This window comes from Pandoraea terrae (assembly GCF_902459695.1).
GTDB lineage: Bacteria > Pseudomonadota > Gammaproteobacteria > Burkholderiales > Burkholderiaceae > Pandoraea > Pandoraea terrae.
The window spans coordinates 1-14,198 of the sequence record NZ_CABPRZ010000033.1 but is presented as its reverse complement, the minus strand read 5'-3'; the positions used below and the strand labels follow the sequence as shown (position 1 = coordinate 14,198).

Annotated in this window: 15 protein-coding genes; 3 read left to right on the top strand and 12 right to left on the bottom strand. The window is 63.8% G+C overall.

All coding sequences use genetic code 11. The features are described from left to right. Positions 1-64 precede the first annotated feature (64 nt). Together PTE30175_RS25145 and PTE30175_RS25140 are read left to right on the top strand one after the other, a co-directional pair. The gene (locus tag PTE30175_RS25145) at positions 65-727 is read left to right on the top strand and encodes a response regulator transcription factor (RefSeq protein ID WP_150699833.1); all 663 of its coding nucleotides are present in this window, start codon (positions 65-67) and stop codon (positions 725-727) included. Then, complete coding sequence (locus PTE30175_RS25140) at positions 724-2,106, top strand: sensor histidine kinase (protein ID WP_150699802.1); 1,383 nt, start codon at positions 724-726, stop codon at positions 2,104-2,106. Before PTE30175_RS25145 ends, PTE30175_RS25140 begins: the two co-directional genes overlap by 4 nt. A gap of 49 nt (positions 2,107-2,155) precedes the next feature. On the opposite strand, the gene panB is transcribed toward PTE30175_RS25140, so the two are convergent. The 6 genes from panB to hda are packed head-to-tail and all read right to left on the bottom strand — an operon-like array spanning position 2,156 to position 7,055. Next, positions 2,156-2,971, bottom strand: a complete 816-nt coding sequence (gene panB / locus PTE30175_RS25135) for a 3-methyl-2-oxobutanoate hydroxymethyltransferase (protein ID WP_150699801.1) — start codon at positions 2,969-2,971, stop codon at positions 2,156-2,158. 12 nt (positions 2,972-2,983) lie between these two features. Then, entirely contained in the window at positions 2,984-3,652 is a 669-nt protein-coding gene (locus PTE30175_RS25130; RefSeq protein WP_150699800.1) for a deoxynucleoside kinase, read from the bottom strand. Further along, positions 3,649-4,161, bottom strand: a complete 513-nt coding sequence (folK, locus tag PTE30175_RS25125; RefSeq protein ID WP_150699799.1) for a 2-amino-4-hydroxy-6-hydroxymethyldihydropteridine diphosphokinase — start codon at positions 4,159-4,161, stop codon at positions 3,649-3,651. Before folK ends, PTE30175_RS25130 begins: the two co-directional genes overlap by 4 nt. Further along, entirely contained in the window at positions 4,158-5,639 is a 1,482-nt protein-coding gene (gene pcnB, locus PTE30175_RS25120; protein ID WP_150699798.1) for a polynucleotide adenylyltransferase PcnB, read from the bottom strand. Before pcnB ends, folK begins: the two co-directional genes overlap by 4 nt. Next, complete coding sequence (locus PTE30175_RS25115) at positions 5,636-6,316, bottom strand: histidinol-phosphatase (protein ID WP_150699797.1); 681 nt, start codon at positions 6,314-6,316, stop codon at positions 5,636-5,638. Before PTE30175_RS25115 ends, pcnB begins: the two co-directional genes overlap by 4 nt. 28 nt (positions 6,317-6,344) lie before the next feature. Further along, positions 6,345-7,055, bottom strand: coding sequence for a DnaA regulatory inactivator Hda (gene hda, locus PTE30175_RS25110; RefSeq protein WP_150699796.1), 711 nt, complete (start codon positions 7,053-7,055; stop codon positions 6,345-6,347). A 268-nt stretch (positions 7,056-7,323) separates the two neighbouring features. Between hda and purM the strand changes: the two genes are divergently transcribed. Beyond that, positions 7,324-8,370 carry a phosphoribosylformylglycinamidine cyclo-ligase gene (purM, locus tag PTE30175_RS25105; protein WP_150699795.1) on the top strand — a complete coding sequence of 349 codons (1,047 nt, stop codon included), beginning with the start codon at positions 7,324-7,326 and terminating at the stop codon, positions 8,368-8,370. Positions 8,371-9,005: 635 nt separating this feature from the next. On the opposite strand, the gene PTE30175_RS25100 is transcribed toward purM, so the two are convergent. The 6 genes from PTE30175_RS25100 to PTE30175_RS25080 form a co-directional block, all read right to left on the bottom strand. Further along, positions 9,006-9,287, bottom strand: a complete 282-nt coding sequence (locus PTE30175_RS25100) for a hypothetical protein (protein WP_150699794.1) — start codon at positions 9,285-9,287, stop codon at positions 9,006-9,008. Between the two features lie 358 nt (positions 9,288-9,645). Continuing rightward, a complete protein-coding gene (locus PTE30175_RS28365) occupies positions 9,646-9,804 on the bottom strand; it encodes a hypothetical protein (protein ID WP_191629208.1) in 159 nt (52 codons plus the stop codon). A 27-nt stretch (positions 9,805-9,831) separates the two neighbouring features. After that, entirely contained in the window at positions 9,832-10,416 is a 585-nt protein-coding gene (locus tag PTE30175_RS25095; protein ID WP_224788967.1) for a flagellar biosynthesis sigma factor, read from the bottom strand. 32 nt (positions 10,417-10,448) lie between these two features. Continuing rightward, positions 10,449-11,597 (bottom strand): DUF2515 family protein, encoded by a 1,149-nt coding sequence (locus PTE30175_RS25090; RefSeq protein ID WP_150699792.1) that lies wholly within the window; start codon positions 11,595-11,597, stop codon positions 10,449-10,451. A 775-nt stretch (positions 11,598-12,372) separates the two neighbouring features. Then, positions 12,373-13,317: a tRNA (adenosine(37)-N6)-dimethylallyltransferase MiaA gene (miaA, locus tag PTE30175_RS25085; protein ID WP_150699791.1), complete on the bottom strand. Its 945-nt coding sequence runs from the start codon at positions 13,315-13,317 to the stop codon at positions 12,373-12,375. A 7-nt stretch (positions 13,318-13,324) separates the two neighbouring features. Continuing rightward, positions 13,325-14,198 (bottom strand): DNA mismatch repair MutL family protein (locus tag PTE30175_RS25080; protein WP_476703893.1); only part of this gene is annotated, 874 nt, incomplete at its 5' end.

Genomic DNA, 14,198 nt, shown 5'->3' with positions numbered 1-14,198 from the left:
AATACTAAGCAGCGAAGCTGTAATGAAGCTGACATGGCGGCCGGCCCCGGGAGACGAACGAGACATGCGCATCATGCTGGTGGAAGACACCGTGGACGTGGCCGAAGCGATCGCGGCGCAATTGCGCCGGCTCGGCCATGCGCTCGATTGCGAAACGGATGGCGCCGCTGCGGCCGCCCGCATCGGCGACGACTACGATCTGCTGATTCTCGATGTCATGTTGCCCCACGTCGACGGATTCGAATTGCTCAAGCGCGTGCGCGAACGCGGGCTGTCGACGCGCGTCCTCATGCTGACCGCCTGCGCGGAGATCGAGGAACGCGTGCGCGCCCTGGACCTCGGCGCCGACGACTACCTCACCAAACCGTTCGACTTTCGCGAACTTGAAGCGCGTGTGCGCGCCTTGATGCGGCGCACCGGGCAGGATGCGACCAACCGTCTCGCTTGCGCCAATCTCACGCTTGATCGAAAGAGCCGCGGTGTCGAGATCGACGGCCAACCGGTGGAGCTGACACGCCGCGAGGTGACGTTGCTGGAGATTCTGGCGGCGCGTCCGGGCCGCATCTTCGGCAAGGACGAACTGATGGACCGCCTGTACGGCGACGAACCGGCGCCGAACGCCAATGCGATCGAGCAGTATGTCGCGCGTCTGCGCAAGAAGCTCGCTGCCGCGAATTTCCAGATCCGGACCTTACGCGGACTGGGCTATCAGCTCATGCTGTCATGATCATTCCGGGCCGTTCGCTCTATCTCCGGCTGGTCGTCCGCATGGGAGCGGTACTGGCCTTCAGCGCCGCAGCGGTCTTGCTCGGCATCTGGTTTTCGACCCGCGCGGCGGTCGATCGCGCCTATGACCGCTGGTTGGTCGGCAGCGCGCTGCAAGTGGCCGAGAACACGTGGTATCAGAACGGCGAGGTCAATGTCGACGTGCCGCTGGCCGCCTTCTCTGCACTCGCGACGGGCGATCAGATCTTCTACACCGTGATGGATCCGAACGGACGCTCTGTGGCCGGCGATTCCGAATTCCATCCGGCGATTCCGTGGGACAAACTGGCGGACGGGCCGATCGTCGTCGATGGCGTGTATCAGGAAATGCCGGTGCGCATCGCGATTGTCGGCCGCCGCATGCCGGTGCCGGGACCGCATGCGTGGGCCGTTGTCGCGCTGGCGCACACGCAGCATGCGCGCCAGGCATTCACGCGAGCGCTCGCGGATAACACGCTGCTCATCACCATGGTCACCGGCATCATGACGCTGCTGGCGGCGCTCTGGACGCTGCGCCAGGCGCTGGCGCCGCTCAAGCAGATCGAAGCGGCGATTCGTGCCCGCGATTCCAACGATCTTTCGCCGATGGCCGTGACGGCGCCGTCGGAGACGCTGGCGCTGGTCGGCGCGATCAACGATTTCATGCAGCGGCTGGCCACCTCGCGTGCCTTGATGCGGCGCGTGATCGGCGACGCCGCGCATCAGTTGCGCACTCCCGTTACCGCCTTGACGGCGCAGGCCGAATTGTTGTCGCAAGCGGGCGACGACGCGACGCGGCAGTCGCATGTCGCCCGTCTGCAAAAGCAGGCCCGCGGTCTCGGCGCACTGATCCATCAGCTGATCAACCATGCCATGGTCCAGCACCGCGCCGACAGTGTGGCGCCCGTGCCGGTTGATCTCGCCGAATTGTTGCGCGAGGCCATGCGTGAGTCGCTCTCGTATGCCACGCGGGACATCGATTTTGCGCTGAGCGCGCCCCAGGCGCCGTGCTGGGTCGCCGGCGATGCGTTGAGCTTGCGCGAGGCGGTCAAGAACGTGCTGGTCAACGCGCTGGCGTATGGTGCGCCGCACCAGCTGCACGTCGATCTGACGGCCAATGAAGCCGAGTGGTGCGTGCGATTTTTCGACGACGGCCCCGGCATACCGGAAGCGGACTGGCAGCGCGTGCGAACGCCTTTCGCCGCCCGTTCCGGCGGACGGGAGGGGGCGAGTCTGGGATTGGCGATGGTCGCGGAAGTGATGCGCGCCCACGGCGGACAAATGCGCTTCGAACGCATCGAGGGCGAAGGCTTCGCCGTCGTATTGACGATGCCCTCAGCGGACCTTGCGCAGGCGTCGTGACTTCGGCCGCCGGCATCGGAGGGATGCCCGTGACCGATGCCTTCATGCGTCAGAAGCAGTGTTCCGGCGCGGGGAATGTGCCCTGTTTGACAGCGTGGACGTACGCTTCGATCGCGGCTGCGATGCTCGGCTGACCTTCCATGAAATTCTGCACGAAGCGCGGCCGCTTGCCGGGATAGACCCCGAGCATGTCGTGCAGCACGAGCACTTGTCCGGCGCAGTCCGGCCCGGCGCCGATGCCGATCGTCGGCGTGGACAGCGCGGGCGTGACTTGCGCCGCAAGCGCTGCGGGAATCGCTTCGAGCACGAGCAACTGCGCGCCGGCGTCCTGCATAGCGCGCGCGTCGTCAAACAGTTGACGGCCGGCCGCTTCTTCGCGGCCCTGCACCTTGAAGCCGCCGAAGGCGTGCACCGATTGGGGGGTGAGGCCCAGGTGCGCGCATACCGGAATGCTGCGCTCGACCAGGAAACGCACGGTCGGCGCGAGCCACGCGCCGCCTTCGAGCTTGACCATCTGCGCGCCGGCGCGCATCAACTCGACCGCATTGTGATAGGCCTGTTCGGGTGTGCCGTAGGTGCCGAAAGGCATGTCCGAGACGATCAGCGCAGATTGCGTGACGCGGGCCACGCATTCGGTGTGATACACAATGTCGCGCAGTGTCACCGGCAGCGTGGTGCGATGCCCTTGCAGCACATTGCCGAGCGAATCGCCGATCAGCAGCACGTCGACCCCCATCTGATCGAGCAGCGCTGCGAAGCTTGCGTCATAACACGTCAGCATCGCGATCTTTTCACCGCGTGCGCGCATGTCTGCCAGGCCGGGAACGGTCACGGCACGGCGATTGGATTCTTGCAGATAGCTCATGTCCTGTCTCTGTTATTGCCGCGCGCCCTTGACGAAGACTTCCTTGCGCCCGCGCATCTGGTCGATGCGCTCGAGCAGCAAATCGAAATCGTGTGCGTTGTGTGCGGGATCGAGATGTTCGGTGTCGACGGTGATTACCGGGGCCGCAACATAATGATAGAAGAATTCGCCATAGATGTCGCACAGGGCGCGCAGGTACGCGTCGGAGATCTGCTGCTCCATCGGGATCGCACGCTTCTGGATGCGCGAGAACAACGTCTCCGGCGTGGCTTGCAAGTGAATCACGAGATCGGGGGTGTGCGCGGGGCGGTCCACGTGCGCGGCGAGCGCGTGATAAAGCGCGAGTTCGTCGTCGGCGAGCGTGAGCTTGGCGAAGAGGGCGTCTTTTTCGGGCAGGAAGTCGGCGATCAGCGGCCTGGCGTTCGGGTCGCGCCGTGCGATCTCGCGCGCCTCGTCGACCCGCTGCAGGCAGAACGACAGCTGCGTGGCGAGCGCGTAGCGGGCGCTGTCGCGGTAGAAACGTTCGAGGAACGGATTGGTGCCGGGGGACTCGAGCATCACATCGGCGCCGGTTTCATCGGCCAGGCGACGCACGAGCGAGGTCTTTCCGACGCCAATCGGGCCTTCGACGGCAATGTAGCGATAACGGCCGGCGAATCGGGTCAGCGCCGGGGATTTCATGAGGCGCCGTTGCGTTTGGTCGGGCAGCAGCACGACGCCATGCGCTCGATGCGTTGATCGGCGACGCCGGGCAGCAGGTCGGCCACGCGGCCGATGCCGGGGATCTCGAGATCGGCGCGCAGGTCGGCAAGCGGCAGCAGGACAAAGGCACGACCGGCCAGGCGCGGATGGGGCACGACCAGATCGGGTTCATCGATACACGCTTCGCCGTAGAGCAGCAAATCGAGGTCGAGCGTGCGCGGGGCGTTCTTGTACGAACGCTCGCGGCCGAAATGCTGCTCGATCGACAGGCACAGCGCGAGCAGTTGGCGCGCGCTCAGCGTGGTGTCGAGCGCGACCGCGCAATTCAGGTAGTCGTCGCCGGAGGCGTCGACGGGGGCGCTACGATAGAGCTCGGAGCGCCCGGTAATGGTGATGCCGGCATGCTGCGCGAGGCAGACAATGGCATCCTTCAGGGATTGGCGGGCGTCGCCGAGATTGGCGCCGAGCCCGATATAGGCAACCGTCATGAAGCACCTTCAGAACCTTGCTTTGGCGATGATACCTGCTTGCCGCCGTTCTCGCTCGCCGCATTGCCTGCCCCGGCCTCGCCACGGGCGCCCGCCGGCTTGCGGCGGGTGCGGCGGCGGCGCTTCGCGGCCGGCGCGGCAGTGCTTTGCGAGAGCAGCGCTTCGCGCGCGTCCGGGTCGCCATCGATAAAATCCGTCCACCATTGGCCGGTCTCGTGCGGCACTTCGCCCGATTCGCAGCGCAGGAGCAGGAAGTCGTAGCCGGCGCGAAAGCGCGGGTGTTCCAGCAGGCGCAGCGGCGTGCGGCCCACACGCTTGTCCAGGCGCGACTGCAGCCCCCAGATTTCCTTCATGTCCGACACAAAGCGGCGCTGGATGGCCAGTTTGCCGGTTTGTGCATCGAGGACGTCGTCCATCGCCAGATGCAGCGCGGGAATCGGATATTCGCCTGCCGTTTGATAGGCCTGCCATTTTTCCACCACCAGGTGCCACAGCAGCGCCGCGAACAGGAAGCCCGGCGACACCGGCTTGCCGGCGCGGATGCGGTTGTCGGTGTTGGCCAGGGCCAACATCACGAACTTCTCGCCCAGCGGTTGTTCCAGCACCACGTCGAGCAGCGGCAGCAGGCCATGGTGCAGGCCCTGCTGACGCAATTGCTGCACACACGCCCAGGCGTGGCCCGACAGCAGCAGCTTGAGCATTTCGTCGAACAGACGCGCGGCCGGCACGTTGTCGATCAGCGGCGCGAGCGGCACGATCGGCGCACGCGTGGCTTCGTCGATCGAAAAACCGAGCTTCGCAGCGAAACGCACCACCCGCAGCATGCGTACCGGGTCTTCGCGGTAACGCGTGGCGGGGTCGCCGATCATGCGCATTACACGCGCCTGAATATCTTCCCAGCCGTGGTGGTAATCGTGGACGGTCTGGGCCGCCGGGTCGTAATACATGGCGTTGACCGTGAAATCGCGGCGTGCCGCGTCTTCATCCTGCTCACCCCAGACGTTGTCGCGCAGCACGCGGCCGGATTCGTCAGTGACGTGCGTCTTGCGATCGAGTTCCCCGCGCTTGGGGCGTCGGGCGCCGATCTGTTCACTCTCGTCGGCGTCGACGAGCGCGCGAAAGGTCGAGACTTCGATAATCTCGGCGCCGAACTGCACATGGACGATCTGGAAACGCCGGCCGATGATGCGCGCGCGGCGGAACAGGCGCTGGACCTCTTCAGGCGTGGCGCTCGTCGCGACGTCGAAATCCTTGGGCTGGACACCGAGCAGCAGGTCGCGTACGGCGCCGCCGACAATGAACGCCTTGAAACCGGCCTGCTGAAGCGTATCGGTGACGCGCACTGCGTTCTTCGACAGCAAGGCGGGATCGATGTTGTGCACCGATTGCTCGATGATGACGGGCGTGCCCTCGGGCGCGGCGGCGCGCGTGGCGCCGCTTTCCTTGCCCAGCAGTTTTTTTATGAGTTTGCGGATCACTGGAACAGTTCAAGAATGGGCCATCGGCGTGCGAGCGCAATGTCGCGCAGGGTTTCGTCGGGATTGGTCGCCACCGGGTGGGTGACCCGCTCCATCAACGGCACGTCGTTGGCCGAATCGCTATAGAAGAACGAATGGGGGAAGTCGCTCCATGTCTTGCCAAGCGAGGCGAGCCACGCTTCGGTGCACGCGATCTTGCCTTCTCGGAAGCTCGGGGTACCGACGTAATCGCCGGTGTAGCGGCCGTCGGGATGGCCGCCGGCGGTCGCCGGCCGGGTGCCGACCAGATGCTCGACGCCCAGGGCGCGTGCGATCGGGGCCGTCACGAAGGTATTCGTGGCGGTGACGATGCAGCACAGGTCGCCCGCGGCGCGATGTTTGTCGAGCAATGCCACCGCTTCGGGACGAATCGCCGGTTCGATGACCTCTTTCATGTAATTCGCGTGCCACGCGTCGAGTTGGTCGCGCGGGTACTGGGCCAGCGGCGCCAGGCAGAATCGCAGGTACGCTGGCATGTCGAGGCGGCCGGCGCGGTAATCCTGGTAGAACGCTTCATTGGCGCGGCCGTAGGCGTCGCCGTCGACGGCGCCCGTGCGCACGAGGAAGCGGCCCCATTCCTTGTCGCTGTCCGTGGGCAGCAGGGTATGGTCGAGATCGAAGAGAGCGAGATTGGTCATTGCGTGAATTTTACCCGAAGCACGGGCATCAGGCGCTTTTCCCGTCCGCGGGGGGCGCGTCGGTGTGTGAAAGCATCTGACGCAGCAGCGGCAACGTCACGGCCCGCTTCTGCTCCATCGAAAACCGGTCGAGGCGGTCGAGCAGCGCCATGAGGCTCGACATGTCGCGCTGGAAGTGGGTCAGCAGGTAGGCCGGCACGTCCGCGGCGAGCTGCAGGCCGCGCTCGCGCGCGGCGTTTTGCAGCGCCTGCTTCTTGCCGTCGTCGTCGAGCCCGGTCAGGTGGAACACGAGGCCCCAGCCGAGCCGTGTGCGCAAATCTTCGCGCAGCGGCATGTCCACGGGTGGCTGCGAGCCGGCTGCGACAAAAGCACAATGGGGCCGGGCGCGGCATTCGTTGAACAGGTTGAAGGCGGCAATCTGCTGATTGGGCGAGAGATTATCGCAATCGTCGACACAATAGACCGAGGCCGATTCGTCGAAAGTGAAGGCCGCGAGTGGGCTGCGCGGCTGCAGATAGCGCGCCGCGCCGACGTCATGGGACAGCGCCTCCATCAGATGGGTGCGTCCGGACCCGGCTTCGCCCCACAGATAGATGCCGCGGTCGCGCGCCGTGCCCGCCGCCAGCTCGGCGGGCAGATCGGCCAGCGTTTGCATGGCTTCGCGGTTCGCGCCGACGATGAAGTTATCGAACGTGGCGGGCGGCGGTGTGCCGAGGTCGAGAAACAGTTGCTGAGTCACGAACGAAAACGATTCGGTTCTTGTAAAATGCGCCATTCACATGGGCGAAGCCGGCGCGGCGTCAGGTTCGGCCCCAGGCCGATACCATACACGATCGCAAGGACGATAACGCCAGGCCTCGCCGAATTGCACGCGCGCGGCGGAATAATAAATCGCCGGCACGTCCATCACCAGCCATTGTTTACGCAAATATTGCGTGCACGCCGGACGGGGGGCGGGTCAGGATCGGGTAAAATCGCATTTTACCGAACCTCGATGCACCTCCGTCATGTCACAGCCTAACCAAACCCCCGGTCTTTCCTATCGCGACGCTGGCGTCGATATCGAAGCAGGCGACGCCCTGGTCGAAGCGATCAAGCCGTTTGCCAAGAAAACCCTGCGCGACGGCGTGCTGGGCGGTATCGGCGGCTTCGGCGCGCTGTTCGAGGTGCCCAAGCGGTACAAGGAGCCGGTGCTGGTGTCGGGGACGGACGGCGTGGGCACCAAGCTCAAGCTGGCGTTCGAGCTGAACAAGCACGACACGGTCGGCCAGGATCTGGTCGCCATGAGTGTGAACGATATTCTGGTGCAAGGCGCCGAGCCGTTGTTCTTCCTCGATTATTTCGCCTGCGGCAAGCTGGACGTGCAAACGGCCGCCACGGTTGTCAAGGGCATCGCGCAAGGGTGCGAGCTGGCTGGCTGCGCGCTGATCGGCGGTGAAACGGCGGAAATGCCGAGCATGTACCCTGACGGCGAGTACGATCTGGCCGGTTTCGCGGTCGGCGCTGTCGAAAAGAGCAAGATCATCGACGGCACCACCATCGTGCCGGGCGACGTCGTACTGGGCCTGGCGTCGTCGGGCGCGCACTCGAACGGTTATTCGCTGGTGCGCAAGATCATCGAAGTCGCCAAGCCGGACCTGAACGCGGATTTCCACGGCCAGCCGCTGCGCGACGTCCTGATGGCACCGACGCGCATCTACGTCAAGCCGCTGCTGGCGCTGATGCAATCGCTGAACGTCAAGGGCATGGCCCACATCACGGGCGGCGGGATCGTCGAAAACATTCCGCGCGTGCTGCAGGACCACCTGACGGCCGAGCTGTCGAAGGACGCCTGGACGCTGCCGCCGCTGTTCCAGTGGCTGCAGAAGCACGGCAATGTTGCCGACGCCGAAATGCACCGCGTGTTCAACTGCGGCATCGGCATGGCGGTGATCGTCTCGGAAGCCGACGCCGCCGCCGCGATCGCGCAACTGGAAGCGGCCGGTGAAACGGTCTATCGACTCGGCACGATCCGCACCCGCGCCGAAGGCGAAGCGCAGACTATCGTCAAGTAACGTCGCGCTTTTTTAGGTTATTTGGCGTTTCTGTTTCTAAAAGCCCGCTTCGGTTCGCCGAGCGGGCTTTTTGTCGCGCTTTCCGGTGTGCGTTGGTTTTTGCTTCTCGCGCCTAGTCATGCTTGTGCCGATTTAAGCCGCTTCTCTTGCCTATTGATGCTCGCGCCAGCGGCAACTGTTCTTCTTGCCTACTGATGCTCGCGCCGGCCGCAGCATTGGCCCGCTTTCCGCTCCCGACAGAACACACGTACGTGGAAAGCGGGCCAACGCTCCGGCGAACCGCCACCGTTCCGTCGACACACTGCCTCAAGCCACCCAATGCTTGCCCCAGTCTGACGCTACCGCCGTCTTCACCAGCCGCTTCACGCGGCATGCCAATTCCCGGACCCGCTCACGAGGGACCGGCGTCGGCTCCGATAATCGTCATGCCGTGACACCCCGGCGGTCCACTCAGCCCCGCGGCCTCGGGGCCGTAAACCGAACGCGGGTTTCGACATACCGGCACCGCGCGCCGCGCTCCGGTTCGTTGAAACCCGCTGTGTATCCCGGCCTTATCGCGAAAATCCGGGCGGTAACGCATCCGTAATCGCCCGGACGAGATGCCATCCGGTCAAGGCTGCCCCTGTGGGCCGGCGTTACGCGGCAAGAGGCTCCGTTCGATAGATGCAGTAGTTCCGCTGCTCGAAGATTTGCGCCGAAAGCTCATGCGCAGTGTTCGCGAGTTCTTCAAGTTGCTCAAAGAACGCATGCACGAATTCCTCATCTAGCGAATCGATCCCGCCTTGGCCACCCACCATCGACAGCGCGACGATCTTGCCAGTCACATTGCGCAGTTCAACCGCACGTTCATCCTGCTCCCGACGACACTGGGCAATCGCTTCGTCTTCCGTGGAAAGTTGACGCTCAACTTCAGACATAACACCTCCAATGCAACAAAGTGGGTTTGCGCCCGCTCAGCGCTGTCGTGGGGGTGACGTGAGAGATAGCGTTCCGATGACGAACGGGTGGGCGGGCACCAAGCCGGGGTGAGAAACCGTACTCTTCTCGGGAAAAAACGGCCGACCCAAAGGTCGCCCAGCTTGGACCCGCCCATGGCATGAAAGACGAGCAAGGCCATTGCACGACGGACCGCGCCGATGCGCGGCCGTGTGCCCCGAAAAGAAGTATCGGGTTCTCACACCCGAGTCGCGCTTGGGGCGCGACAAGGAAAGATTACGCGCGGCACACGGCATGTACAAGGCGAAATGCCGACAATTCTATTGTTTTGCGCGACTTTCAGAATCGTCCGAGCGAATCATTGGGATGACTTCCCGGATATCGCAGCATTTCGAAACGCGACGTGATGGCCACGGCATGATGTTCGGTATCCGACATATTACCAAAGCGATCTGCTGCCTTCGGCACAAACCGCATGCGCTGGTTGATTTCGCCCATGTCCGCTCGCGAATCCAATACGCGCAGCTACTTCAGCCACGGTTTGGCCAACGCAAGCGTAATGAGGTAGCGCTCTTCGTTCGGGTGCCTATCGTCCTGAAAACAAGCAACAGTCAGTAGCGCCTGGTACTTGCTTTCCGCCTGCCAGTATGTCGTACTGGCCCTGCAGGCTTGGATTTGTGCACGCCACTGCGGGGTGTCGGCGAAGGCCGGCCAACCTTCGGGAAACGTCAGTTGCCAGCCGCCCTTGCGCCACTGCTCCTCCAAATCCAACACGATTTTGAGCGCGTCGTCGAGCAGCAGCGGTTCAATTTGGGGAGACATGCGCACGTTGTTAACTCGCTCATCATCGAATCCAACCGAGAAAAACCGGGCTGGTGGCGTCACGAACCCATACGTTGGGTCGATGAAGCGCAGACGTGCATCGATCTTGGGTATTCGTCCCCACACATGACCGGGAATTGCGGGGTCGATCTTCGCGCTCGATCGTTGCCGCATGGCCTCCCAAGGCTCACCAATCACCAGCGCGATTTCCGGCACGTCCGATTGAATGTGGCCAATCAGGCGCACTGCCGCCAGCGCAAGGATGGCGATAACGGCAACGCCCAGCACGCCGCGCCGCCAACCGATTCGGCGTGGCCAATTCATCGCGAGCCCCGGGAAATCTCCCGGATCGACTGCTGAAGCGCGGCGCGATGTTCCGTATTCAACATATGGTCAAAGCGCTCTGCCGCCTTGAGCACAAAAGGCATGCGCTGGTCGATGTCGGCCAAGTTGGCAATCGGGTTGTCGCCGAAGCCGATGGTGCGCCCGTCATCGACTCGGCTGCACTGACTGGTCAGCGTCAGCTCGATGGCTTCCGCCACGCCCGTAGGAAAGGCTGTGACGTAGGATACATGGTTACTGCGCAGCAGCGCCACAAATCGCGGGTCATCGTACATTGTCGGTTGAAGGATGTTCCGCTGCTCATGGAAAGCCAAATGCTCGACACTCTTGGCAGTCTGCCACTTGTCGATGGCTTCAAAGGCTTTCAAAATCTCAGCGTGAGCAGTGCCGAAGTTGAGTTTCCGTCCAGCCGGCCAGAGTATAGGAAACCTCGGGTCGTCCGTGAGCTTCTCGCGCGACTGTAGACAAGCCTCAAGTTCCTTCAGCCCCCGCTTCCAGTAGAATTGGTGCAATGGGAACACATCCAGAAACAACGTGGTATTGCCCATCGCCAGCATTTCATACACATGGTGGAATTGCCGTTGGACGACTGAGAGTGATTTGCCGGCGCGCCGTATGTCGGCGCTTGGCACTGGGTTATTGCGGCGAGCCTCCTTGTAATCGCGCTCCGCCTGTTCGTCAAGCTTGCTGATGCGAAACCAGTTCCGAAAGCTCCAACGCGGTTTAGCGGTGTTCATCACACGTTCGAAGGCCTCGTGCTCGGCCTGCATTTTCTCGATCGATTCCGATGCATGTAATAAGCCGCAGCCGACTTGCTTGGAAGCAAAGGCCGCCAATCCCGCCCACTGGAAACGGCCATCAAGCAGCCACAACTTTGCATAGGCCGCATTGATGGCGCGATTGCGCGCTATGGGGTCAACAATCAGTTTGCCACCCGGCGCCACGATTTCCTCGGCTTGCTTCTGATATTCACGCCATATACAAGCGCACGTCAGCACTGGCACTTCGGTAACCCGGACTTTGCGCCCGTTTTCTTCGGTGAAATAATTCTTGCATTCCGAAATCGGCTTCGTGTTCTTGTTCAACTCCTGTTTGTCGGACTCATGTTCTTTGAAGCAGTACGTCATCGATTCCTCTTGAAGGGTATGTCCAGGCATCACAAACGCGAAACCAGTAGGGCATGGTAAACACTGCTGAACATCGCTCAGACTGCTTTCCCAAAGTGCTGGTCAGTGCCGGCAGACGGCGAGACAACGCGCACTGTTCCGCTTGGCGAATAACGCGGTCACTCACGAGGAGCCGGCTTCTGTTGCGGACGAGACAATCCGTCCATTTGGGGGGGCGCGAACGGCTCGTGGTTTACGTTATCCGAGACGCAGGCGCGCCGATGGCAAGCGGGGGGCTCAACGAACCGGGGCGCGTCGCGCGGTGCCGGTACGTCGAAACCCACGTTCGGTGTGCGGCCCCGAGGCCGCGGGGCTGAGTGGACCGCCGGGGTGTCACGGCATGACGATTATCGGAGTCGACGCCGGTCCCTCGTGAGCGAGTCCGGGAATTGGCATGCCGCGTGGAGCGACGGGTGAAGACGGCTGTCGCGTCAGACTGGGGCAAGCATTGGGCGGCGTGAGGCAGTGTGTCGACGCGACTTGAGCGGTTCGCCGGAGCGTTGACCCGCTTTCCGCGTACGTGTGTTCTGTCGGGAGCGGAAAGCGGGTCAATGCTGCGGCCGGCGCGAGCATCCATAGGCAAGAAGGGCCGTTGCGGGTGGCGCGAGCATCAATAGGCAAGACGGGCAGTTGCGGCCGGCGCGAGCATCAGTAGGCAAGAGGAGCCTTTGCGGCCGGCGTGAGCATCAGTAGGCACGACGGGAAGCGCCCGTCGCAAGCATCACGGGGCGCGCAGCTAGGCGTTCCAGATCGCGCGTACGGCATCCTGCGCGCGCTGCGGCGCATCGGCTGCCGTGCAATCGACAACATGCCGCTCGGGCATCGAACGCAGCCATGTCAATTGCCGTTTGCACAACTGCCGCGTCGCGAAGATGCCCTTGTCGCGCATCGTGTCGTAATCGACGTCACCGTCGAGGTATTCCCACACCTGCCGGTAGCCGACGCAACGCATCGACGGCAGGCCGAGGTGCAGGTCGCCCCGCGCGCGCAAGTGCTCGACTTCCCCGATCAAGCCGGCGCGCAGCATCAGCGCAAAGCGCTCGGCAATCCGTGCGTGCAGCACGGCGCGATCCGACGGCTCGAGCGCCACCGGCACGAATCGGTGTGCGCCGGCTTCCTCGGCAGGAGTCTCCGCAATCCATTGCGACATCGGCTTGCCGGATATCTCGAAGACCTCAAGCGCCCGCTGGATGCGCTGCGCATCGTTGGGGGCAAGACGCCCGGCCGTCACCGGGTCCACCTTGGCCAGGCGGGCGTGCATCGCGGGCCAGCCGTCGCGGGCCGCGTCGGCGTCGAGGCGCGCGCGCACGTCCGGATCTGCCGACGGCAGCGGCGACAAGCCCTGCGTGAGTGCCTTGTAGTACAGCATCGTGCCGCCGACCAGCAGCGCACGCCTGCCGCGCGCGGCGATCTCGCCGACGAGCCGCAGCGTATCGCGACGGAATTGTGCTGCGGAATAGGCATCGGCCGGATCGATGATGTCGATCAGATGATGCGGCACGCTCGCCAGTTCTTCCACGCTGGGCTTCGCGGTGCCGATGTCCATCTCGCGATAGACAAGGGCCGAATCGACGCTGATGATCTCGAGCGGCGTGTCTTGCGCGAGCGCCAACGCGGCGGCGGTCTTGCCCGACGCAGTGGGGCCGAGCAGGCAGACGATCGGGGCGGCAATGGTCGTCATGAAACAGTCAGCGCCCGCGCATGAACAATTTGTCGAGGTCGCCGAGCGTGAGCTGATACCACGTCGGACGTCCGTGATTGCACTGGTCGGCGCGTTCGGTCGCCTCCATCTGGCGCAATAGCGCGTTCATCTCGACATGCGTGAGCTGGCGATTGGCCCGCACGGCGCTGTGACACGCGAGTGTGCCGAGCAGTTCATGCTGACGCTCCGTCAACACGCGCGAACCACCATACTGGCGCAGATCCGCGAGCACGGCACGCGCGAGCGCCTGCGCGTCGGCGCCGTCGAGCAAGGCGGGAATCGCCCGTACGGCGAGCGTCGTCGGCGACATGGCGGCCAGGTCGAAGCCAAGGGCGGTGAGCGTTTCCTGATGCTCTTCGGCCGTGCCGATTTCGACGGGGTCCGCAAAGAATGTCACGGGAATCAATAACGGCTGCACCGGCACGCGCCGTTCCACCAGCGCCTGCTTGAACTGTTCGTAAAGAATCCGTTCGTGCGCCGCATGCATATCGACAAGCACCAGCCCGTGCGCATTTTGCGCAAGGATATAGATGCCATGCAACTGGCCGAGCGCGAAGCCGAGCGGCTGCTCCACCGGGTAGGCGCTGCCGTCGGCGCCGGCGTTGGCGCCGGCGTTGGCACCGCTGGCGGCCAAGGCGTCAAGTGCCGTGGCCGGTGCGCCGGTGGCGTTGTCGTTGGCCAGGCGCACCGCGTCGCCATACGGTCGCGCCATCGGCGCCGCAGGCGCGGCGCGGCCGAAAAGGGTGTCGTACGGGGCCAGCGGTTGCGCGACGGAGAGCGTGCCCTGCTGCATGCGTTGCGGCGACCAGCTGCTGCCGCCTGAGCCCGCAGCGCCGAAACCGCGGGCCGCGCCGAAGCCG